This is a genomic window from Verrucosispora sp. WMMC514 (assembly GCF_027497295.1).
In the GTDB taxonomy this organism is placed as follows: domain Bacteria; phylum Actinomycetota; class Actinomycetes; order Mycobacteriales; family Micromonosporaceae; genus Micromonospora; species Micromonospora palythoicola.
Genome location: NZ_CP114906.1, coordinates 226,520 through 247,591, shown reverse-complemented (window position 1 = coordinate 247,591; position 21,072 = coordinate 226,520). Strand labels below are relative to the sequence as shown.

Annotated in this window: 19 protein-coding genes; 11 read left to right on the top strand and 8 right to left on the bottom strand. The window is 72.8% G+C overall.

Translation table 11 applies throughout. The features are described 5' to 3' along the window. Positions 1-203: 203 nt before the first annotated feature. The 4 genes from O7597_RS01050 to O7597_RS01035 form a co-directional block, all read right to left on the bottom strand. Positions 204-1,331 carry an acyltransferase gene (locus O7597_RS01050; protein ID WP_281581790.1) on the bottom strand — a complete coding sequence of 376 codons (1,128 nt, stop codon included), beginning with the start codon at positions 1,329-1,331 and terminating at the stop codon, positions 204-206. Beyond that, positions 1,328-2,257 (bottom strand): alpha/beta hydrolase, encoded by a 930-nt coding sequence (locus O7597_RS01045; protein ID WP_281581789.1) that lies wholly within the window; start codon positions 2,255-2,257, stop codon positions 1,328-1,330. The genes O7597_RS01050 and O7597_RS01045 overlap by 4 nt, the downstream gene beginning before the upstream one ends. A gap of 97 nt (positions 2,258-2,354) precedes the next feature. Next, entirely contained in the window at positions 2,355-3,017 is a 663-nt protein-coding gene (locus tag O7597_RS01040) for a response regulator transcription factor (protein WP_281581788.1), read from the bottom strand. Next, on the bottom strand, positions 3,014-4,300 hold the full coding sequence (locus tag O7597_RS01035; RefSeq protein ID WP_281581787.1) for a histidine kinase: 1,287 nt from the start codon (positions 4,298-4,300) through the stop codon (positions 3,014-3,016). The genes O7597_RS01040 and O7597_RS01035 overlap by 4 nt, the downstream gene beginning before the upstream one ends. A 153-nt stretch (positions 4,301-4,453) precedes the next feature. Between O7597_RS01035 and fabG the strand changes: the two genes are divergently transcribed. From fabG to O7597_RS01015, 4 genes are all read left to right on the top strand, one after another. Further along, positions 4,454-5,158: a 3-oxoacyl-ACP reductase FabG gene (fabG, locus tag O7597_RS01030; protein WP_164448237.1), complete on the top strand. Its 705-nt coding sequence runs from the start codon at positions 4,454-4,456 to the stop codon at positions 5,156-5,158. Positions 5,159-5,184: 26 nt separating this feature from the next. Further along, positions 5,185-5,952 (top strand): enoyl-ACP reductase FabI, encoded by a 768-nt coding sequence (gene fabI / locus O7597_RS01025; protein WP_281581786.1) that lies wholly within the window; start codon positions 5,185-5,187, stop codon positions 5,950-5,952. Positions 5,953-6,034: 82 nt separating this feature from the next. Then, positions 6,035-7,066 (top strand): ferrochelatase, encoded by a 1,032-nt coding sequence (locus O7597_RS01020; RefSeq protein WP_269742473.1) that lies wholly within the window; start codon positions 6,035-6,037, stop codon positions 7,064-7,066. A gap of 37 nt (positions 7,067-7,103) precedes the next feature. Beyond that, the gene (locus O7597_RS01015; protein WP_281581785.1) at positions 7,104-7,883 is read left to right on the top strand and encodes an HAD-IIA family hydrolase; all 780 of its coding nucleotides are present in this window, start codon (positions 7,104-7,106) and stop codon (positions 7,881-7,883) included. A gap of 28 nt (positions 7,884-7,911) precedes the next feature. Here O7597_RS01015 and O7597_RS01010 read toward each other — a convergent pair whose 3' ends face one another. Further along, complete coding sequence (locus tag O7597_RS01010; protein ID WP_281581784.1) at positions 7,912-8,688, bottom strand: alpha/beta hydrolase; 777 nt, start codon at positions 8,686-8,688, stop codon at positions 7,912-7,914. Between the two features lie 28 nt (positions 8,689-8,716). Here O7597_RS01010 and O7597_RS01005 point away from each other — a divergent pair, with 28 nt between their 5' ends. Next, entirely contained in the window at positions 8,717-9,322 is a 606-nt protein-coding gene (locus O7597_RS01005; RefSeq protein ID WP_281581783.1) for a TetR/AcrR family transcriptional regulator, read from the top strand. Between the two features lie 140 nt (positions 9,323-9,462). On the opposite strand, the gene O7597_RS01000 is transcribed toward O7597_RS01005, so the two are convergent. Further along, a complete protein-coding gene (locus O7597_RS01000; protein ID WP_281581782.1) occupies positions 9,463-10,257 on the bottom strand; it encodes a hypothetical protein in 795 nt (264 codons plus the stop codon). A gap of 204 nt (positions 10,258-10,461) precedes the next feature. On the opposite strand from O7597_RS01000, the gene O7597_RS00995 reads away from it, so the two are divergent. Then, positions 10,462-11,274, top strand: a complete 813-nt coding sequence (locus O7597_RS00995) for a DUF3097 domain-containing protein (RefSeq protein WP_281581781.1) — start codon at positions 10,462-10,464, stop codon at positions 11,272-11,274. Positions 11,275-11,350: 76 nt separating this feature from the next. Then, positions 11,351-12,655 (top strand): AI-2E family transporter, encoded by a 1,305-nt coding sequence (locus O7597_RS00990; RefSeq protein ID WP_281581780.1) that lies wholly within the window; start codon positions 11,351-11,353, stop codon positions 12,653-12,655. Positions 12,656-12,741: 86 nt separating this feature from the next. On the opposite strand, the gene O7597_RS00985 is transcribed toward O7597_RS00990, so the two are convergent. Further along, positions 12,742-14,061, bottom strand: coding sequence for a serine hydrolase domain-containing protein (locus tag O7597_RS00985; RefSeq protein WP_281581779.1), 1,320 nt, complete (start codon positions 14,059-14,061; stop codon positions 12,742-12,744). An 83-nt stretch (positions 14,062-14,144) separates the two neighbouring features. Here O7597_RS00985 and O7597_RS00980 point away from each other — a divergent pair, with 83 nt between their 5' ends. From O7597_RS00980 to O7597_RS00965, 4 genes are all read left to right on the top strand, one after another. Next, positions 14,145-14,615, top strand: coding sequence for an NfeD family protein (locus tag O7597_RS00980; protein ID WP_269742465.1), 471 nt, complete (start codon positions 14,145-14,147; stop codon positions 14,613-14,615). Positions 14,616-14,619: 4 nt separating this feature from the next. After that, positions 14,620-15,729: an SPFH domain-containing protein gene (locus O7597_RS00975; RefSeq protein ID WP_269742464.1), complete on the top strand. Its 1,110-nt coding sequence runs from the start codon at positions 14,620-14,622 to the stop codon at positions 15,727-15,729. A gap of 177 nt (positions 15,730-15,906) precedes the next feature. Next, positions 15,907-16,716 carry a hypothetical protein gene (locus O7597_RS00970; RefSeq protein WP_269742463.1) on the top strand — a complete coding sequence of 270 codons (810 nt, stop codon included), beginning with the start codon at positions 15,907-15,909 and terminating at the stop codon, positions 16,714-16,716. A gap of 207 nt (positions 16,717-16,923) precedes the next feature. Continuing rightward, the gene (locus tag O7597_RS00965; RefSeq protein ID WP_281583356.1) at positions 16,924-19,122 is read left to right on the top strand and encodes a transglycosylase domain-containing protein; all 2,199 of its coding nucleotides are present in this window, start codon (positions 16,924-16,926) and stop codon (positions 19,120-19,122) included. 36 nt (positions 19,123-19,158) lie between these two features. Here O7597_RS00965 and O7597_RS00960 read toward each other — a convergent pair whose 3' ends face one another. Then, positions 19,159-21,009, bottom strand: coding sequence for a thiamine pyrophosphate-requiring protein (locus tag O7597_RS00960; protein WP_281581778.1), 1,851 nt, complete (start codon positions 21,007-21,009; stop codon positions 19,159-19,161). Positions 21,010-21,072: the final 63 nt, after the last annotated feature.

Here is a 21,072-nt window from a genome sequence, read left to right as displayed (position 1 = left end):
GCCAGCTCAGGCGGAGCGGGGCTCAGCGTGGCTGGCGGTCGGCCCGGCCACGACTGGGAGGATCGCTATCTCGCACAGCGATCACCTCCTGGGGTCGGTTCCGGGGCGACGCGGGCCGCCGAGCGACCCGCAAACGTCGATCATCGTACACCCGGTGTGCGCGTCCGTCCCACTCGGTCGACCGGCCGACGGAGCGCGCCCGTTCAGCGGTCGCCGGTGGCCCGGCCGGCGTTGACGGGTGCCGTCGTCCGGCGGGGCTCCCGGCGTCGGACAAGCAGCACCAGCACGGCGGTGAGCACCGGCAGCCAACCGATCCGGGCCAGCAGCCAGGTCGGATCGTCCGGCGCGGTGTGCAGTCCCGGCAGCGCGGTACCGCCATGCGCGGCGAGCACCACCACCGCGACCAGCACCGGTTGGTGCCAGAGGTAGACGCGTACCGCATGCCGGTTGATCCCGTTGGTCAGCCGGCGAGGCAACGGCCGGGACAGCAGTCGGACCAGTGTCGGCCGGGACAGCAGGGCGAGACCTGTCTGGGTGACCGCGAGCGCCACCACGAGCAGCGATGGCGGATCGAGGTTGGACCGGCCGTCGCCGGGGATCCCGACCGCGCTGACCGGGTAGCCGAGGGCGAGTACGGCGGCCAGTCCGACCGCCCCCGTGGCGGCCAGCCAGCGGGCGTCGCGCCGTCGGCTCAGCCGGCCGTCGGCGTGGGCCAGTCCCAGCAGGTACGGCACGGCCCAGGCGGCCAGCACCGTCACCGGTGGCAGCCAGACGCCGGCGGGCAGCAGCCGTACGGCCAGGTCGGCGCCGGCCACCACGGCCGCCGCGGTGACCGCGCAGCGCGGCGTGCCCCAGCGGCGTACGGCGGCGCGCAGCGGGCTGGTGAGCACCACCAGGGTCAGCAGGGGTGCCAGGAACCACAGGGGACTGATCGCCAGGGTCAGCGCCACCGACAGGGTGTCGTCGGCGACGCCGGCGACGGCGGCGGCCAGCAGTACGGCCGACCCGGTGCCGAGCAGGGCGACCGCCGGCAGGAGCAGCCGCCGCAGCCGGTGTCCCAGCCAACCGGGTCCCGGATGCCGGTCCGCCGAACGGGCGGAGGCGTGACCGGCGGCGAAGAAGAACAGCCCGAGAGTCTGCAAGACCCAGCTGGCCGGGGCCAGGGCCGGCATCGCGGTCAGCGGGCTGGCCAGGTTCAACGCGCCCGCCTCGTCGAGCACCAGGCCGGTGACCAGCCAGTGCCCGAGCACCACCGCGGCGACGGCGAAGGCGCGCAGCCCGTCGACGAGGGGATCCCGAACCGGCCGGTGGGCGGTGTGCGGGCCGCTCATCGGGCCGCTCCCGGGGTGACCGTGACGTCCGGACGGACCTGGCCCGTGCCGATCGCACCACCCAGCACCACCTCGGCGACCGCCGCGAGGGTCGGCCCGCCGGGCAGCAGGTATCCGTCGTGGCCGGTCGAGGCGGCCGGCAGCGGCCGCGCACCGAAGGCGGCGTCGGCCGGCCGGATCCCGTGTCCCAACTCGGGCAGGCGAAGCCGCGGCAGGCGCCGGATCCAGTCGTCCGGTGCCTCGGCCGTCCAGACGCGGACCGGCCCGAAACTGTCGGCGTGTTCCGCGCCGACGCCCACACCGCCGAGGGTGACCACGTCGGTGACCTGCGGCGGGGCGTCCATGGCGGCCAGCCCGACGACCAGCGCGCCGTAGCTGTGACCCACCAGGGTGATCCGGCTGGCCGGTAGCCGCCCGGCCAGTGTTCGCAGGTGGTGGCTTAGCTGTTCGGCACCGCGACGGGCGGCGGCCGGGGTGGCTGCCGTGACGAGACCGTCGGGCGCGTCGTAGCCGAGCCAGGCCAGCACGGCCACCCGGGCGTGCGGATCGGCGGTCTGCAACGCGGCACGCAGGTCTCGGGCCTGCCGGGCCGGGGCGCGCCGTGGAACGCCGCCCAGCCCTCGATCGAAGTCGGCCAGCCGGGTTCCGACGCCGGGCACCAGCACCGCGATCCGATCGGCGGTGGCCAGGTCACCGAGGACCTCGACGGCCCGACCGTCACCGCGCGGGTCGAAGGCCAGGAACTGCCGACCCTGCGCGGCCCAGTGGGTGTACGGCGGGCCAGCGGCGCCCAGCGCGGCGGCGGTCGCCGGGTACGCCTCGACGAAGCCGGCCGGCGCGGGGTCGGGCGGCACCGTGGAAGGCCGTACCAGTCCGGCCGCCAGCATCGCCGCGAGGCCGAGCCGGAACATCCTGCTGCCCACCATCACGTGCTCCCTCCACCCGGTCGTGGAGTGCAGGATGTGTCGGCGGTGTGGTGCCGGTCGTCACCCCGGAGAGCCGTTCGCGGCTACCACGGTGGAGCTACTCCCCGGCGGCGACCAGACCGGTCTCGTAGGCGAGCACGACGGCCTGGGCGCGGTCGCGCAACTGGAGTTTGGCCAGGATCCGGCCGACGTGGGTCTTGACGGTCTGCTCCGCGACGACCAGCTCCGCGGCGATCTCGCCGTTGGAGCGTCCCTGGGCGATCAGCCGCAGCACCTCGGTCTCGCGCAGGGTGAGGGCGGCGAGGGCGGTGGGTCGGGGCCGCTGCCGGTGTGGCCGGGCCGCGAATTCGGCGATCAGGCGGCGGGTGACGGTCGGGGCGAGCAGCGCGTCACCGCCGGCGACGACGCGTACCGCGTGGATCAGGTCGGCGGCGGGGGCGTCCTTGAGCAGGAAGCCACTGGCACCCGCGCGCAGCGCCTCGTAGACGTAGTCGTCCAGGTCGAAGGTGGTGAGGATGAGCACGCGGGGCCGGCCGGTCGGCCTGTCGCCGAGCAGTTTGCGGGTCGCGGCGAGCCCGTCGAGCACCGGCATCCGCACGTCCATCAGCACCACGTCCGGGTCGAGTCGGCGGGCCTGGGCGACCGCCTGGGCGCCGTCGGCGGCGTCGCCGACCACCAGCAGGTCCGGCTGGGCGGCCAGCAGGGCGCCGAAGCCCTGCCGGACCATCGCCTGGTCGTCGGCGATCAGCACCCGGATCATGATGTTCCGTCCTCCGGCTCGTCGGATGGTGGCGGGTCGGCCGGCAGTAGCGCGTCGATCGCGTAGCCGTCGTCGGCGGTGGGACAGGCGGTGAAGCTGCCGCCGAGGGCGAGGACCCGCTCCCGCATGCCGGTCAGTCCCTGCCCGCCGCCGCGTGCGTCGGGGCCGGCCGGGGTTCCCCCGGCGGCGTTCTGGACGCGTACCGCCAGGGCGCCGGGGCGTTCGCGGACCGTGACACGCACCTCGGCACCGGCCGCGTGGCGGGCCGCGTTGGCCAGTCCCTCCTGCACGATCCGGTACGCGGCCAGCCCGACCGGGGCCGGTGGCTCGACCGTGACGTCGGTGTCCAGTTCCACGGTCATGCCGGCCCGCCGCGCGGCGGCCACCAGCGCCGGTAGTTCGGCAAGCGTCGGCTGCGGGGCGGTCCGGGGGTCCTCCGTCTCGCTGCGCAGCACGCGCAGCAGCCGCCGCATGTCGGTGAGCGCCGCGCGGGCGGCCTCGGCGATGGCGGTGAACTCGGCGCGGGTGGGCTCGGGCACGGCGAGTCGGTACGGCGCGGTCTCGGCCTGGACGGCGATCAGCGACATGTGGTGCGCGACCACGTCGTGCATCTCCCGGGCGATGCGGGTGCGTTCCTCCAGCACCGCCCGCCGGGCCTTCTCCAACTCGCTCAGCTCGGCCTGCTCGGCCAGGGCCCGCCGGGTGAGCAGGTTGTGCCGCAGCAGGTCGCCGACGATGAGCAGCACCACGAACAGCAGGGTGACGGCCACCTGGTTGCCCGGCGGCACGAACATCCAGACCGGGATCAGGCTGAACAGTCCCGTCCAGGCGAGCACGGCCCGGTCGACCCGGGCGGCCACGGTGACCAGCACGACGATGATGACCAGGAGCTGCGTCGGGCTCCACGGCCAGAACTCGTACGTGGCGGGGCCGAGCACCACGGCGTCGTCCGTCGTGCGTCGGTTGAAGGTGCCGAACAACTGCCCGACGAACATGATCCGCCAGGCCAGCAGTGGTCGGGTGGGCAGCAGGGGCAGCGGTGCGACGGTGAGCAGCGCGATGACCCACGCGGTGGCGACCGGCAGGCGCCGGGTGTCCAGCAGGAACTGCGCGGTGATCAGGACCAGCCCGAGCAGCGCCAGCAGCCCGAGCGTGCGCAGCACGGCGACGGTGCGGGGCCGGTGTCGCAACCGGTCCAGTGGTCGGCGCCTCGCCGGATAGTCCGGCCCCGCCACGGTACGGCGCAGCCCCGCCACGGCGGCACCGACGGTACTGCGGTCCATATCCCGGCAGGGTAGTTCGATTGGCGCGCCGCGTCGTGCGACCACGGGGTGATCCGCCAGGTGGTACCCGGGTACGACGTGCGGCGGGTTAGTGATTACCGTGCGGTAACGCCTAGTCTCCAAGCCGCAGCGATCTTTGGGAGGGGACGCACCGTGTCGCGAACTGTGCTGGTTACCGGGGGCAACCGGGGGATCGGTCTGGCCATCGCCCAGGCTTTCGCCAAGCAGGGCGACCGGGTGGCGATCACCCACCGGGGCAGCGGGGCGCCGGAGGGGCTGTTCGGCGTGCGGTGCGACATCACCGACGGTGAGTCCGTCGACGCGGCCTTCGCGGCGGTCGAGGCCGAGCTGGGGCCGGTGGAGGTGCTGGTCGCCAACGCCGGCATCACCGACGACACGCTGCTGCTGCGCATGTCGGAGGAGCAGTTCACCCGGGTGCTGGACACCAACCTGACCGGCGCGTACCGCTGCGCCAAGCGGGCCTCGGGGAAGATGCTGCGGGCCCGGTGGGGGCGCATGATCTTCGTCTCCTCGGTGGTCGGCCTCTCCGGCGGTGCTGGCCAGGTCAACTACGCGGCCAGCAAGGCCGGCCTGGTCGGGGTGGCCCGCTCGATCACCCGAGAGCTGGGCGGCCGCAACATCACCGCGAACGTGGTCGCGCCGGGCTTCATCGAGACCGACATGACCGCCGGGCTGACCGACCAGCGCAAGGCCGAGATCCTCAAGTCGATCCCGGCGGGCCGGATGGCCACTCCGGACGAGGTGGCGGCGGTGGTCACCTGGCTGGCGGGGGACAGCGCCGGGTACGTCTCCGGCGCGGTCGTCCCGGTCGACGGTGGCCTGGGCATGGGCCACTGAATCCCGAGTACGGAGGAAAGAGCGTAATGTCCGGACTGCTGGCCGGTAAGCGGCTGCTCGTCACCGGCGTCATCACCGACGCCTCGATCGCCTTCTCGGTGGCCAAGCTCGCCCAGGAGAACGGCGCCCAGGTCGTGCTCACCGGCTACGGCCGACTGTCACTCGTGGAGCGGATCGCCAAGCGGCTGCCCGAGCCGGCGCCCGTGATCGAGCTGGACGTGACCGACCCCGAGCACCTCGCCGGGCTGGCCGACAAGGTCCGCGAGCACGTCGACGGCCTCGACGGGCTGGTCCACTCGATCGGGTTCGCCCCGCAGAGCTGCCTCGGCGGCGGGTTCCTCGACGCCTCCTGGGCGGACGTGTCGACGGCGCTGCACGTCTCGACGTACTCCTACAAGTCCCTGGCGGTCGCGGCGCTGCCGCTGATGTCGCCAGGCGGCTCGGTGGTCGGCCTGACCTTCGACGCCAGCCTGGCATGGCCGGTGTACGACTGGATGGGCGTGGCCAAGGCCGGGCTGGAGTCGGCTTCCCGCTACCTCGCTCTGCACCTGGGCAAGCAGGGCATCCGCAGCAACCTGGTGGCCGCCGGTCCGCTGCGCACGATGGCCGCGAAGTCCATCCCCGGCTTCGAGCAGTTCGAGGACGCCTGGGCCGGGCGGGCCCCGCTGGGCTGGGATCTCACCGACCAGGAGCCGGCCGCCCGGGCCTGTCTCGCCCTGCTGTCGGACTGGTTCCCGGCGACCACCGGCGAGATCGTGCACGTCGACGGCGGCTACCACGCGGTCGGCGCCTGACGCCGACCATCCCGCGGTCTGTTTACGACCGGGACCCGGGGGCGTTGCCGGGACGCCGCAGGCCACCGGCAAGAATGGGACCATGGCGTACGACGCGGTGGTGCTGGTGTCCTTCGGTGGCCCGGAGGGGCCCGACGACGTGCTGCCGTTCCTGCGGAACGTGACCCGGGGGCGGGGCGTACCGCCGGAGCGGCTGGCCGAGGTCGCCGAGCACTACCAGCACTTCGGTGGAGTCTCCCCGATCAACCAGCAGTGCCGGGAGCTGTTGGCGGCGGTCCGCGCCGACTTCGCCGCCAACGGGCTCGACCTGCCGGTCTACTGGGGCAACCGGAACTGGGACCCGATGCTCGCCGACACGGTGGCCCAGATGCGCGACGACGGCGTACGCCGGGCGTTGGCGTTCGTCACCAGCGCATTCGGCGGGTACTCCTCGTGCCGGCAGTACCAGGAGGACATCACCGCCGCGCGGGCGGCGGTCGGGCCGGACGCACCGGTGATCGAGAAACTGCGCCAGTTCTGGGACCACCCCGGCTTCGTCGAGCCGCACGCCGACGCGGTGCGCGCCGCGTTGGCCCAGCTCGATCCGGCGCGGCGGGACAGCACCCGGCTCGTGTTCACCGCGCACTCGGTGCCGGTCTCGGCGGCCGACAGCGCCGGTCCGCACGGCGGCCGGTACACCGCCCAGCTCGCCGAGACGGCCCGGCTGGTGCACGCGGCGGCGGCCCCGGACCTGCCGTACGACCTGGTCTGGCAGAGCCGGTCCGGCCCGCCCCACGTGCCGTGGCTGGAGCCGGACATCAACGACCACCTGGAATCGCTCGCCGAGCAGGGCGTGACCGGCGTGGTGGTCAGCCCGATCGGCTTCGTCTCCGACCACCTCGAGGTGGTGTGGGACCTGGACACCGAGGCGTTGGACACGGCCAAGCGGCTCGGTGTGGACTTCGTCCGCGCCGGTACCCCCGGCACCGACCCGCGCTACGTGACCATGGTGCGCGAGCTGGTTCGGGAACGCATCGACCCGGACGGGGCGCAGTCGCGCCGTCGACTGGGCCAGCTGCCGATGTGGGACACCTGTCCCACGGTCTGCTGCGTCCCGGCCCGCCGTCCGTCCTGACCGCCGCGGCGTACCGACGACACCCCTGGGGATGATCATGCAGGACCGTAAGCCCGTCGAGAGTTGGCTCACCGACATGGACGGGGTGCTGGTGCACGAGGGCCAGCCGGTGCCGGGCGCGCCGGAGTTCGTCAAGCGGCTGCGTACCTCGGGCAAGCCCTTCCTGGTGCTGACGAACAACTCCATCTACACCCCGCGCGACCTCCAGGCCCGGTTGGCCCGGATGGGCCTGGACGTGCCGGAGTCGGCGATCTGGTCGTCCGCCCTGGCCACCGCCCAGTTCCTGGCCGACCAACGGCCGGGCGGCACCGCGTACGTCATCGGTGAGGCCGGGCTGACCACCGCCCTGCACGCGGTGGGTTACGTGCTCAGCGACTTCGCCCCCGACTACGTGGTGCTGGGGGAGACCCGCACCTACAGCTTCGAGGCGATCACCAAGGCGGTCCGGCTGATCAACGACGGGGCCCGGTTCATCTGCACCAACCCCGACGCCACCGGGCCGTCGGTGGAGGGTGCCCTGCCGGCCGCCGGCTCGGTGGCCGCGATGATCTCCAAGGCCACCGGTGTCGAGCCGTACTTCGTCGGCAAGCCCAATCCGATGATGATGCGGTCGGCCCTGAACACGATAAACGCGCACTCGGAGAGCACCGCGATGATCGGTGACCGGATGGACACCGACATCCTCTGCGGCCTGGAAGCCGGGCTGGAGACCATCCTGGTGTTGACCGGGATCAGTTCCCGGGCGGAGGCGGAACGCTACCCGTACCGCCCCTCCCGCATCGTCGACTCGGTCGCCGACCTGATCGACGAGGTCTGACCCGGCACCTGGTCGGGGTTGCGCCCGATCAGTGCGGTGCCGTGTCGCGGAGCAGGAACTCGGTGAGCACGGGGGCGAGGGTCGCCGCCGGCACGCCGTGCCACTCGCCGGGCAGGCCGCGCCGCTCGGCGGCGGGCAGCAGGCCGGCGGTGGTGGCGGCCATTCCGGTCAGGTCGTCGCTGCTGCCGTCGCTGTGCAGGACGAGCGTCGGAGCGCGTACGCGGGCGAGCACCGCCGGTCCGGTGGCCGCACTGAGCAGGCTGTCGTAGGCCAGGGTGTGCGCCACCGAGACCATGGCGTTCCAGTGTGGCGTGTCGCGCATCCCGCTGATCATGTGCGCGGGCACGCCGATCTCGGTCAGGAAGAACGTCACCGCCTCGGCGCCGGTCAGCCGGCCCAGCTGTGCGGTGAACGCCTGTTGGCCGGCTTCGTCACCGTCGCTGTTCAGCGGCGGCTCCAACAGGACCAGCCGCCGCACGTCGAGGTCGGCGGCGGCCGCGTGCAACGCGAGCAGGCACCCCGAGGAGTACCCGTACAACGCGGCCGGCTCGCCGGCCTCGGCGATCAGCGCGGCGAGGTCCTCGACCTCGCGCTCCGGGGCGTAGGGCGGGGTGTCGTCGCTGTCCCCGCGCCCGCGCCGGTCGTAGCGGTAGACGGTGAAGCGGGGCGTGAGCAGGTCGGCGAGTTCGCCGAGCGGGCTGTTGGCGCGGAAGTGCCCGGCGGCGTCGATGAGGATCAGCGCCGGTCCGACGCCGTCGCGTTGGTACCCGATGCGGGTGCCGTCCCGTGAGGTGACCACTGACATGAACTGAACCGTACAGTACAGTTCAGGGATGCGAAAGGACGTCAACCGGCGCGGGATCCTCGACGCGGCCCTGACCGAGTTCCTCGAACACGGCTACCTGGCCGCCGGGATGGACCGGATCGCCGCCCGCGCCGGTGTCTCCAAGGTGACCGTGTACGCCCACTTCACCGACAAGCACGGCCTTTTCGAGGCGGTGTTCACCGGCGCGATCGCCGAGGCCGAGCGGGCCGGCTCGGCCTATGTCGGGGCCCTGGCCGACACTGACGACCTCCCGGGTGACCTGCGGGCCTTCGCCCGCGAACACATCACCACGGTCACCGCCCCGCACCTGCTCCAGCTGCGTCGGATGCTGATCGGGGAGGCGGGCCGTTTTCCGGAGCTGGCCCGCGCGTGGCACCACGCCGCGCCGGAACGCGGCCACGCCACCCTCGCCAGGGTCATCACCCGCCTCGCCGAGCGGGGCCTGCTACGGGTGTCGGACCCGCTGCTCGCCGCGCAGTACCTGAACTATCTGATCCTGTCGATCCCGCTGAACGAGGCGATGTTCGCCGTCCGCGAGTCGTTCCCCGAGACGGAGCTGCACCGCTGGGCCGACGAGGCCGTCCGCATCTTCCTCGCCGCTCACACCCCCTGACCGGCCCCGCTTCTCACGGCTCCCGCCCGCCGCGCTCTCCGCGATCTTGCACTTTTGGTCGGGGCAGAAGCTGACGAAAGCCACAATACGGCGACCAAAGTGCAAGATTGCCGGGGCCGGGGCCGGGGCCGGGGTGGGGTTTAGGGGCGGAGGGGGGCGTTGCAGGCGGCGACGAGGGCCCGGCGGCAGGCGGCGGTGAGCGGGCGCAGGGCGGCGTCGCGCTGCTGGGCCTCGTAGTTGTTGACCGCGCCGCCGGGGGCCGCGTGCCCGGCCAGGGCGAGCACCCGGTCGAGCACCGCGGCGCGGGCGAACAGCCGGCGCGAGCGCGGGTCGAACCCGGGTGGCAGGTCGGTGGTGCCGTCGGGGCGGCGCAACGCCTCCAGGGCGCCGGCCAGCTCCGGCCGCCACTGCGCCACGTCGAGGCGGGTGAGCGCGGCGGTGGTGTCGGCCAGTGCGGCGGCCAGCTCCGCCTCCGCCTCGGCGGCACCGGGCAGGGTGAGGCTGGCGGCGGGCGCGTCCGCCGGCAGCGGGTGCACCCGCCAGAGCACCGTCTCGAAGGTGTCGCCGGAACCGGAGGTGTGTACGCGTACCTCGGGGATCAGCCCAAGCGCGCCGGCGATCACGGCCTCGCCGGCGAGCAGCGCGGCACCGGCGAAGTCACCCGGGCCGGGCAGGCCACGCGGGTCACCCGGCGCCGGCAGCACCAGCCGGATCTCGTCCGGCGAGAGCTTGGCCAGGGTGGGCAGCGCTTCCCGCAGCGGTACGTCGGTCCAGGTGCCGGGCGCGTCGGCGACCAGGTGCTCCTCGGTGCCGGCGACCGCGTCGGCGACCTCGTCGAAGGGCACCAGCCCGGCGCGCCACGCGCGCACCCAGGCGACGAACCGGCTCGACCGGCGCGGCGCCAGGATGGCCGCACCCGCAGCGGGGGTGGACATGCCGAAAGAGTACGTGGTGACGCCCGTCCGTGTCTCGACTGCCGCGCCGCCGCCTCCCCGTCGCGCCGATCATGCAGTTGTGGCGCGCGATTGATTGTTCTTCACGGCTTTTGTCACGTGCCACACCTGCATGATCGCGTACGTCGGCCGGGGGTGGGGTGTGTCGGGGTTGGGGGGTGGTGGCGGCGGGACTAGCGTGGCGGGATGGGGCGGCGCTACGGCGAGGACGTGTTGGCGGGGGACTGGCGGCGGCGGAGGGTGACCCCGGAGGTCGACGCCGAACCGGACCTCGTGGTCGAGGACGCCGAATCCGGCTTCTGCGGCGCGGTCGTCGGCTTCGAGGCCGGTGCGGTCGTGTTGGAGGACCGGCACGGTAGGCGGCGCAACTTCCCGCTGCTGCCGGCGGCGTTCCTGCTCGACGGCAGCCCGGTCACCCTGCGCCGTCCCACCCGGCCGGCGGTGCCGGCGGCCCGGCGGCGCACCGCCTCGGGCTCGGTGGCGGTGGACGGGGTGCGCGCCCGGGTCGCCCGGGCCAGTCGGATCTGGGTCGAGGGCCTGCACGACGCCGCCCTCGTCGAGCGGATCTGGGGCGACGATCTGCGCATCGAGGGTGTGGTGGTGCAACCGCTGTCCGGCATCGACGCCCTCGACGCCGAGGTACGCGACTTCGGCCCCGGCCCGGGCCGCCGGCTCGGCGTGCTGGTGGACCACCTCGTACCCGGCTCCAAGGAGAGCCGCATCGTGGCCCGGGTCAACTCGCCGCACGTCCTGGTCACCGGTCACCCCTACATCGACGTGTGGCAGGCGGTGAAACCCGCCGCACTGGGCATCGCGGCGTGGCCGGTGGTGCCGCCGGGACGGCCGTGGAAGGAAGGTGTCTGCGCCGCGCTCGGCGTCGCCGAACCGGCCGACATGTGGCGACACATCCTGTCCAGGGTGAACAACTTCGCCGACGTGGAGACCCCGCTGATCAACGCGATGGAGCGACTGATCGACTTCGTGACCGAACCGGACTGACCAACCGGCCCCACCGGCACGGTCCTCGACCGTTACCGTGAACGGCCTGATCCCTACCACCCCCGGGGGTGTCCACGTGAGCCGGACAGAGCAGCTGCGGCAGCGGTTGCGTCAGGCGTACGCGACGGGACGCGAGTCGGTGCGTACGGCTCGGGAGCGGGAGAACGCCCGACGCGCCGAGCGGGACCGGTTCCTCGCCGAACCGGTGCCGCCGACCGACGACGGTGCCGTCTCCACGGCGAGCCGGGACGACGCGGACGTGCCGAGAGGGCTGCGGATCGCCGCCGCTTGGTCGTGGCGGCTCATCGTCATCGGGATCGTCGGCTGGGGACTGCTGCGCATCCTCGGCGCCGTCCGCGTCGTCATCGTGCCGTTGCTCGTGGCGTTGCTGCTCGCCGCCCTGCTGGCGCCGGCCGTCGGCTGGCTGCTGCGCGCCCGGTTCCCGCGTACGCTCGCCACGGCCGTGGTGCTCATCGGCGGGCTGGCCGCGGTGATCGGCACGTTGACGCTCGTGGTCAACGAGTTCATCGCCGGGCTGCCCGAGCTGAGTTCCAGCGCCGCCGCCGGCATCGGGCAGATCCAGGACTGGCTGCGCGACGGACCGCTGAACCTCTCCGACACCCAGCTCGACAGGTACATCGAGTCCGGACAGAACTGGATCAACGAGAATTCGCAGGCGTTGACCAGCAACGCGATCTCGACCGCCGGCACTGTGGTCGAGGTGTTCACCGGAGCGTTGCTGGTGCTCTTCGCCACGTTCTTCTTCCTGCGGGACGGCGACCGGATCTGGCGCTTCCTGGTCGGGATGTTCCCGGTCGCGGCCCGCTGGCGGGTCGACGACGCCGGGCGTGCCTCCTGGCTGACCCTGGTCGCCTACGTACGCGCCACGGTGCTCGTGGCGTTCATCGACGCGGTGGGCATCGGCGTCGCGCTGGTGCTGTTCGACGTGCCGTTCGCCTTTCCACTGACGGCGCTGGTGTTCCTCGGCGCGTTCATCCCGATCGTCGGCGCGACGTTGTCCGGCGCGGTCGCGGTGCTGGTGGCTCTGGTCGACGGTGGCTGGGTCACCGCGTTGATCATTCTCGGTGCGGTCGTCGTGGTGCAGCAGGTGGAGGGCAACGTCCTGCAACCGTGGATCATGGGCCGGGCGGTGGCGCTGCACCCGTTGCCCGTGGTACTGGCGGTGACCGCCGGAGTGGTGCTGGAGGGCATCGTCGGCGCGCTCGTCGCGGTACCGCTGATCGCGGTGCTCAACACCGCGGTGCGCCGGCTGTCCCGGCACCGGCCGGCGCCACCGGCGCCACCGGCGTCGACCCCCGTGTCCCCGGCACCGACGCCACCGGCGCCCGAGGCGGTGGTGGTCCGCTCCACCCCGCCGTGACGGCGCCGGCGGGACCGGTCGCCGGCCGTCGACCGGGCGAGCCGCTCGGGTGACCGGCCCTCCCGGTTCGGCGACCGGGCTGGCCGTCAGGGTTCGCGGTCCGGATCCCGGGTGAAGACGAAGGTGGCGATGTCCAGGGCGACCGGGCGGCCCGCCTCGTCCCGCAGCACCGCGAGCACCTCGCCGTTCTCGACGCCGCTGACGCCCCGCCACCGGTCCGGGCCCTCCGGGGCGTAGCGGCTGACCCGGTCGCCGCGCACCGTGCCGACCAGTTCGCCGGTCGCCCGGTCCCAGCTGACGTCGAGCGCCGTACCCATCCACCACCAGCGGCCGGTCAGCGCAGCCAGGTCGGCCGGCGGTGGGGCGTCGGCCGGCGTCCACGGCCGGGCCGGCCCGGGCTCGACGTCGAGTACGTGGGTGAGGACCCGGTGACCGAGCGGCCCGATCCCGCCGGTACGGAACCCGTACGAGTTGGCGAAGCCGACGACGCCGGTTCGGCTGGGGCGGTGCACGGCCAGCGTGGCGACGTAGCCGGGCATCGAACCGCCGTGCCCGACGTGTACCCGGTCGCCGTCGCGGGTGAGCTGGATGCCGAGGCCGTACCCGCCGCGCCAGGCGTCCAGGTCACTGAGGATCACCGGAGCGCACATCTCCTCGACGGTGGCGGGACTGAGGACGGCCGGATCCGGGTCGGCCAGGAAAGCCGCCCAGCGGGCGAGATCGGTGACGGTGGACCAGAGCTGACCGGCCGGCGCCATCGCCCGGCTGTCGGTTCGCGGCTCCTCCCGCAGCGTGTCGTGCCAGGGGTGCAGCACGTAGCCGCGGGCGAACGGTTCGGCGGCCGCGTAGGTGGTGCGGCGCAGTCCGAGCGGCTCCAGGATCCGCTGGCGCACCAGCTGCGACCAGGGCGTCCCGGTGGTCCGCTCCAGCACCCCGCCGAGCAGCCCGAACGCCAGGTTTGAGTAGTGCCAGAACCGGTACGGCGGGTACGCGAGCTTCGCGGCGGTGAACCCGGTCAGCAGGGCGGTCAGGTCGACGCCCTCGTTGCGTTCCCACCACGGCCCGTCGGGTTCGCGTTGCAGGCCGCCGGCATGGCCGAGCAACTGCCGCAGGGTGACCTGCCCGGCCGCGGCGGCCTCGGGCAGGTGCCGACGCAGCGGGTCGTCAAGTGCCAGCCGGCCGGCGTCGCGTTCCTGCATGACCAGTACGGCGGTCATCGTCTTGGTGATCGAGCCGATGCGGTACTGGAGATCGGCGTCGGGCGGCGGCTGCGTGCCGGCGGCGGCCAGGTGGGCCAGCGCACCGTCGCGGACCACGCCGATGATCAGCGATGGGGCGTGGCCGGCGCACTGAGCGTCGGCCACCAGAGCGTCGACCTGCCGGGCGGTTTCGGGACGCAGTGGCACGAAGTCTCCCTCAAGGTCGGTGGGGGTCGCTCTGAGATCATGACAGTTCGATGACACGTGCACGGACATGTCACGATCGTTACGTGGATGCCGTGCTGTGGATCGTGCTGGGTGTGGTGCTGGCGGTCGCTGAGATCTTCACCGCGACCCTGTTCCTGATCATGTTCGCGGTCGGCGCGTTCGCCGCCGCCGGTGCCGCCGCGCTCGGGGCACCGGTGGCCGTGCAGGCGGTGGTCTTCGCGGTGGTCTCCGCGCTCACCGTCTTCGCCGCGCGGCCGGTCATCCAACGACACAAACAGACCAGCTCCGACAGCGGCGACACCACCTTCGGGGTCGAGGCGATCGAGGGCTCCACCGCCCTGGTGCTCGAGCAGGTGGACGCCGACCGGGGCATGGTGAAGATCGACGGCGAGGTGTGGAGCGCTCGCGCCTACGACGCCACCCAGGTTTTCGCACCCGGCGAGCGGGTGCAGGTTATCCAGGTCAAGGGAGCGGTAGCCCTGGTCTGGCGGGACGTCACCACTCCCGGCGAGCTACCCGAAGCGGAAAGGTGAACGGATGGAGTTCGTAGTTCCCGCCCTATTGATAGCAGTGGCGCTGATCGCGGTGGTCACCCTGGCCAAGTCGGTGCGGATCGTGCCGCAGCAGCGGCAGGACGTCGTCGAGCGGCTCGGCCGCTACAAGCGCACGCTGAACCCTGGCCTGAACATCCTCGTGCCGTTCATCGACGCGGTGCGTACCAAGGTCGACATGCGTGAGCAGGTGGTCAGCTTCCCGCCGCAGCCGGTGATCACTTCGGACAACCTGGTCGTGTCGATCGACACCGTCCTCTACTTCAAGGTGGTGGACTCGGTCCGGGCCACCTACGAGATCTCCAACTTCCTCCAGGCGATCGAGCAGTTGACCGTCACCACGCTGCGGAACGTCATCGGCTCGCTGGACCTGGAACGGGCGCTGACCAGCCGGGAGGAGATCAACCGGCACCTCTCCGGCGTGCTGGACGAGACCACCGGCCGCTGGGGCATCAAGGTGACCCGGGTGGAGATCAAGGCGATCGAGCCGCCGCCGAGCATCCGCGACTCGATGGAGAAGCAGATGCGCGCCGAGCGGGACCGTCGGGCGGCGATCCTGAACGCCGAGGGGCACAAGCAGTCGCAGATCCTGTCCGCCGAGGGTGAGAAGCAGGCGGCGGTGCTGCGCGCCGACGGTGACCGGCAGGCCCGGATCCTGCAGGCCGAGGGGCAGGCCAAGGCGATCCGGACCGTGTTCGACGCCATCCACCAGGCCAACCCGAGCCAGAAGGTGCTCGCGTACCAGTACCTCCAGGCACTGCCGCAGATCGCCAACGGCACGGCCAACAAGGTGTGGATCGTGCCGACCGAGCTGACCAAGGCCCTGGAGGGGATGGGCGGCGCACTCGGCGGTCTGGGCCAGATGGTCGGTGACGCGCCGAGCAAGGAGGCCTCCGACGACGCCAGCGCGGTCGAGCGGGAGGCGGCGGAGGCCGCGCAGGCCGCCGCCGCGGCGGCCCAGGAGATCCACGACGAGGTACGCGTGGCCGAGGCGCAGGCCACCGGCGGCAACAGCCCGCAGGGGTTGCCCGCGCCGGAGCCGGTCTCGCCGACGAGCCTGCTCAACGACTCATCGGAGCAGCGCGAGCGCGGCTGACCCGATCCGCTGCCGGCCCGAACCGCTTCGGCGGTCCGGGCCGGTTCGGCGGCAAATGCGAGAAAGCCTCATGAAGTGTCCCGGCGCCTGCCACCATCGGTCCTAGCGCGGGTGGTGACCAGGCATCGGGGCGCCTCGGCGTGCCCCGGCACCAGTCGCGGGTGAGCGAGGTGACGCATGGAGCCGGTACGGCGGCTGTGGTCCACGCCGGAGGTGCCCGGGGCGCACGACCCGAAGGGACCGATCGGCACCCGACGTACCGGCGGGGGGTTCGGCGTCCTGCCCTTCGTCGACGAACCGGGGCCACCCCGGGCGGCCACCAACGCGAGCTGGGCCTGGTCGCTGCGGCGGCTGGCCCGGGCCGCGGTCTGGCTGCTGCCGGCGTACGCGATCCTCTACGGCGCGGTGGCGATGGCCAGCGACGGCGGGGTGGGCAACGACCCGTATCCGGCCGACGGCCGGGCGTTGTACCTGATCGGCTGGGTGGCCGCCGTCTGGCTGGGCCTGCTGGCCCTGCTCGGGCTGACCGGGCTGCTCGCCGCCACCCGCAGCCGGCACGCCGCCGTGGCCGGCCTGCTGGTCAGCATCGCCGGTACGGTGCTCATGCTGCCCTTCGCCGGACTGTCCGAGCAGACTCCGGTCTTCGGCACCACCGCCCGATCGCTGGTGCTGGTCGGTGCCACCTGCTACAGCGCCGGCTGGCTGCTCACCGGGTGGGCGGTGGCCCGATCGGGGATGTTCAGCATCGGGGACGGGGTGATGCTGATGATCGCCAGCCCGCTGCTCGGTCTCGGTGGCGCGTTGATCGGCTCGTTGCAGACGTTCGGGGCGATCTTCGTGCTGATCTCCGGTATCGGCATCTGCTACCGCTCTGGCCGCCTGCTGCCCCGGGAGATCCTCCGCGACGCCACCAGCGCCAGCGTCGCCACGGCCGGTCCCGCCGCGCCGATGGGCCCCGGTGGCGCGGGCCCACTCGGAACCGCCTGAGGGCCGCCCGCCATGCCCACGATGGTTCTCGTCCCAACTGAGGGCCGTCGTCCGGGCTGCGGCCGATGTACCGGTTGTCGGGTGTCGACCATGACGAGGCGATCCTGCTCCGGTGCGGCAGTAGCGGCTGGCAAATGGCGGTGAATTGCCTGACAATTGGCCGATTGTTGTGGCCGGAAGATGGCTTTCGCGGCAATCCTGGTGACCATGGCCACCCCTACGCCGCTGTCGCGGCTGTTCACCGTCGTGCTGACCGGCGTACTCGCCGGCCTGGTCCTGGCGGTCGCCGCGCTACCGGGCAACCTGCTGCTCGGTTTCGCCGCGAAGGCGGCACTCGGGAACTACGCCGCGTTGCCCGACGCGCTGCGGACCCCGGCCACCCCGCAGCGGTCCTACCTCTACGCCAACGACGGCAAGACGTTGATCACCACGTTCTACGACGTCAACCGCACCGACGTGGCGCTCACGGAGATCGCACCGGTGATGCGCCAGGCGATCGTGGCCGCCGAGGACCGGCGGTTCTACGACCACGGCGGGGTCGACCTGCGCGGCATGATGCGGGCGGTGGTCAGCAACGTCACCGAGGGCAGCGGACAGGGCGGCTCGACGCTGACCATGCAGTACGTCCGCAACGTGCTCAAGACCGACCCGAACCGCACCGCGGCGGAGCGGGCCGCGGCCACCGAACCGACGATCGGCCGCAAGCTCCAGGAGATCCGGTACGCCAACGCGTTGGAGCAGCGCCTCGGCAAGGACGAGATCCTCAACCGCTACCTCAACATCGCGTACTTCGGGTCCGGGGCGTACGGGGTGGCGGCCGCGAGTCAGCGCTACTTCTCCAAGGCGCCGGCCGACCTGACCCTCGCCGAGGCGGCGCTGCTCGCCGGCCTGGTGCAGTCGCCGGAGGCGTACAGCCCGATCGACGGCGACGCCGACGCGGCGCTGGAACGCCGAGGTTACGTGCTGGACTCGATGGTCGAGACCGGGGCGATCACCGCCGAGCAGGCCGCCGAGGCCCGCGCCGAGAAGCTGACGCTGGACCCGAGCGAGCAGGCCAACGGCTGCGCCGCCACCGCCGGCGGGCGCGACGACGAGTGGGGCTTCTTCTGCGACTACCTGCGCCGCTGGTGGGTCGCCCAGCCGGAGTTCGGCGACACCGTGCAGGAGCGGGAGCAGGCACTACGACGCGGTGGCTACACCGTGGTGACGACGCTGGATCCGCAGATCCAGGCCACCGCGCAGCGCCAGGCCACCGGCATCTACGGGTACGACAACCCGCGCGCCGTACCGATCGCCGCCGTCGAGCCGGGCACCGGTCGGGTCCTGGCGATGGCGGTCAACCGGCACTACAGCCTCGACGGCAACCCCGACGGTCAGGTCAACTACCCGAACACCGTCAACCCGTTGATCTCCGGCGGTGCCGGTGTCGCCGGCTACCAGGCCGGTTCCACCTTCAAGCTGTTCACCATGCTCGCCGCGCTGGAGTCCGGCCGGACCCTGTCCACCGGCTTCGACGCGCCCAGCCGGCTGCCCACCCGGTACGCCGCCGAGGGGGAGGGCAGCTGCGACGGCCGCTGGTGCCCGGCCAACGCCAACCCGGAGTGGATGGACGGGTACCGGATGATGTGGGACGGCTTCGGCCGCTCGGTGAACACCTACTTCGTCTGGCTGGCCGAGCAGGTCGGCCCGGAGAAGGTGGTCGAGATGGCCCAGCGCCTGGGCATCACCTTCCGCGCCGAGTCCGATGCCGACTTCGCCGAGAACGACGCGGCCGACTGGGGCGCGTTCACCCTCGGCGTGGCCGCCACCACGCCACTCGACCTGGCCAACGCGTACGCCACGGTGGCGGCGGAGGGGACGTACTGCGCGCCGCTGCCGGTGGTGTCGGTGACCGGGCCGGACGGTCAGCGGCTGCCCGTCGGCGACCCGGACTGCCGCGAGGTGCTCGACGCCGACGTGGCCCGCGCCGCCACCGACGCCGCGCGCTGCCCGGTGGGTCAGCAGTCCGCCTTCGGGCAGTGCAACGGTGGCACCGCCACCGCGGTGAACCGGATTCTCGACGGCCGCCCGGTGGCCGGCAAGACCGGCAGCTCCGACCAGGCCGCCACGGAGAGCTTCGTCGGGTACACCCCGCAGGTCGCGGTCGCCGGCATCGCCGCCAACCCGGACGACCCGACCGACCACGTCGGCGCCGCCGTACAGGCCCGGGTGATCGACGCGGTCGCCCGGATCATCGCCACGGCCGTCGAGGGTCAGCCGGAGCAGTCCTTCACCCCGCCCACCCGCGAACTCGTCGGCGATCCCCGCCGCCCGGTCGACCGCGACCCGCCCACCGAGCCCCGCCGCACCGACGACGACCCCCTCTCCGACCTCCGCCGCTGGTTCCAAAACCGCACCCGCGGCTGACCCCCCACCCACCCCAGGGGGTGGGAGGGGAGGGGGTCAGGGGCGGCGGGGGCGGTAGGTGGTGACGACGCTGGGGATGCCGCGGCGGAGGATGCCGGCCCAGTCGGTGTCGCCGCGCAGCACCGCGGCGGCGGTCTTGCGGGCCTGGTCGACGGTGAAGTGTGGCGGCATCATCAGCTCGGCTGGGTCGACCAGGGCGTTGATCACCGTCGGGCGGTCGGCGCGCAGTGCCCGGTCCCACACGTCGGTCACCTGGTCCGGGTGGTCGACCAGTTCGCCGCGCAGCCCCAGCACCTCACCCCACCGGTGGTACGCGATGTCGGGCAGCTGCTGGCTGTCCGGGAACATCGGGGTGCCCTCGTCGGAGCGCTGCTCCCAGCTGACGAAGGCCAGGTCCCGGTTGTTGAGCACCAGCACCACGAACCGTGGGTCGGCCCAGCCCCGCCAGTACTTCGCCACCGTGATCAGCTCGTTGACCCCGTTCATCTGCATCGCGCCGTCACCGATCAGGGCCACCAGCGGACGGTTCGGGTGGGCGAACTTGGCCGCCAGGGCGTACGGCATGGCGCCGCCCATGGACAGCAGGGTGCCCGACAGGCTGGCCAGCATCCCCGGACGCACCTTGACGTGCCGGGCGTACCAGGCGGTGGTGGTGCCGCAGTCCACGGCGAGCATCACGTCGTCGGGCAGGCGTTCGCTGAGGGTGGCGAAGAGCAACTGCGGGTTGACCGGGTCGGCGGTCTGCTCGGCCAGTTCCCGCTGCGACTGCCGCCACGCGGCGGTGGCGCCGGCGACGGTCTCCCGCCAACGGGTCGGGCCCGGCCCCGGCCCGAGGGCGGCGAGCAGCGCCCGCAGGGTCGGCGCGGCGTCTCCGGTCAGGTTCACCTCGGTCGGGTAACGCAGCCCGAGCTGGGTGCCGTCGTGGTCGATCTGCACCGCGCGCGCCTGGCCGGGCGGCGGGTAGAACTCCGAGTACGGCATGTTGCTGCCGACGATGAGCAGCCGGTCGCACTGGTTCATCAACTGCCAGCTGGGCCGGGTGCCGAGCAGACCGATGGCGCCGGTCACCCACGGTTCCCGGTGGTCCACGGCGGTGAACCCGAGCAGCGCCGTCGCCACGCCCGCGCCGAGCCGGTGGGCGATCTCGCGGACCTCGTTCTCGGCGCCGAGCGCACCCTGGCCGACCAGCATGGCCACCCGCTCGCCGCTGCCCAGCACCTGCGCGGCGTGCCGGATGTCGGCCTCCGGGGGCGTCGTCGGACCGCTGCTCGGCACGCTGCTGGTGTGGTAGAAGCCGTGCGCGTGCGGTGGGTTGGGCACCGCCGGCAGGTCCTGCACGTCGAGCGGCAGCACCAGGGCGGTGACGGTACGCCGGGCAAGCGCGGTCCGGCACGCCCGGTCCACCAGGTGGCGTACCTGGGACGGGTGGTCGAGCTGGGCCAGGAACGCCGCCGCCACATCCTTGTAGAGGGCGAGCAGGTCCACCTCCTGGTAGTAGCCGCCGCCCTCGGCGGTGAGCGCGGTGTGTCCGACCAGGGCGATCACCGGCTGGTGGTCCAGCTTCGCGTCGTAGAGCCCGTTGAGGGCGTGGATGGCGCCCGGACCGCTGGTGACCAGCACCGCGCCGAGCGGCCCGCCGCCGTACTTGACGTGTGCCGAAGCGGCGAACCCGGCGGTCTCCTCGTGCCGCACCTGGACGAACTGCACCTGCTCGTCGGTGCGTTGCAGGGCGGAGGTCATTCCGTTGATGCCGTCGCCGGGGAAGCCGAAGTAGCGGCGTACGCCCCAGCAGGCGAGCCGCTGCACGAGGTGGTCCGCGACGCTGGCGTCACGGGGCAACGGCCACGGGTCGGCCGGCACGTACGTGCCGACGTGATCTGCGCTCATCGGGTACGCCTTCCGGGTCGGACGACCGGCACTGCGCCGCAACTTCCCTGATGGTGCGGCGTC

Bases quoted from the DNA above. Each gene is read 5' to 3' on its own strand.
- O7597_RS01050 (WP_281581790.1), bottom strand. From the start codon at position 1,331: ATGAGCGGCCCGCACACCGCCCACCGGCCGGTTCGGGATCCCCTCGTC.
- O7597_RS01045 (WP_281581789.1), bottom strand. From the start codon at position 2,257: ATGGTGGGCAGCAGGATGTTCCGGCTCGGCCTCGCGGCGATGCTGGCG.
- O7597_RS01040 (WP_281581788.1), bottom strand. From the start codon at position 3,017: ATGATCCGGGTGCTGATCGCCGACGACCAGGCGATGGTCCGGCAGGGC.
- O7597_RS01035 (WP_281581787.1), bottom strand. From the start codon at position 4,300: ATGGACCGCAGTACCGTCGGTGCCGCCGTGGCGGGGCTGCGCCGTACC.
- fabI (WP_281581786.1), top strand. From the start codon at position 5,185: ATGTCCGGACTGCTGGCCGGTAAGCGGCTGCTCGTCACCGGCGTCATC.
- O7597_RS01020 (WP_269742473.1), top strand. From the start codon at position 6,035: ATGGCGTACGACGCGGTGGTGCTGGTGTCCTTCGGTGGCCCGGAGGGG.
- O7597_RS01015 (WP_281581785.1), top strand. From the start codon at position 7,104: ATGCAGGACCGTAAGCCCGTCGAGAGTTGGCTCACCGACATGGACGGG.
- O7597_RS01010 (WP_281581784.1), bottom strand. From the start codon at position 8,688: ATGTCAGTGGTCACCTCACGGGACGGCACCCGCATCGGGTACCAACGC.
- O7597_RS01005 (WP_281581783.1), top strand. From the start codon at position 8,717: ATGCGAAAGGACGTCAACCGGCGCGGGATCCTCGACGCGGCCCTGACC.
- O7597_RS01000 (WP_281581782.1), bottom strand. From the start codon at position 10,257: ATGTCCACCCCCGCTGCGGGTGCGGCCATCCTGGCGCCGCGCCGGTCG.
- O7597_RS00995 (WP_281581781.1), top strand. From the start codon at position 10,462: ATGGGGCGGCGCTACGGCGAGGACGTGTTGGCGGGGGACTGGCGGCGG.
- O7597_RS00975 (WP_269742464.1), top strand. From the start codon at position 14,620: ATGGAGTTCGTAGTTCCCGCCCTATTGATAGCAGTGGCGCTGATCGCG.
- O7597_RS00970 (WP_269742463.1), top strand. From the start codon at position 15,907: ATGGAGCCGGTACGGCGGCTGTGGTCCACGCCGGAGGTGCCCGGGGCG.
- O7597_RS00965 (WP_281583356.1), top strand. From the start codon at position 16,924: ATGGCCACCCCTACGCCGCTGTCGCGGCTGTTCACCGTCGTGCTGACC.
- O7597_RS00960 (WP_281581778.1), bottom strand. From the start codon at position 21,009: ATGAGCGCAGATCACGTCGGCACGTACGTGCCGGCCGACCCGTGGCCG.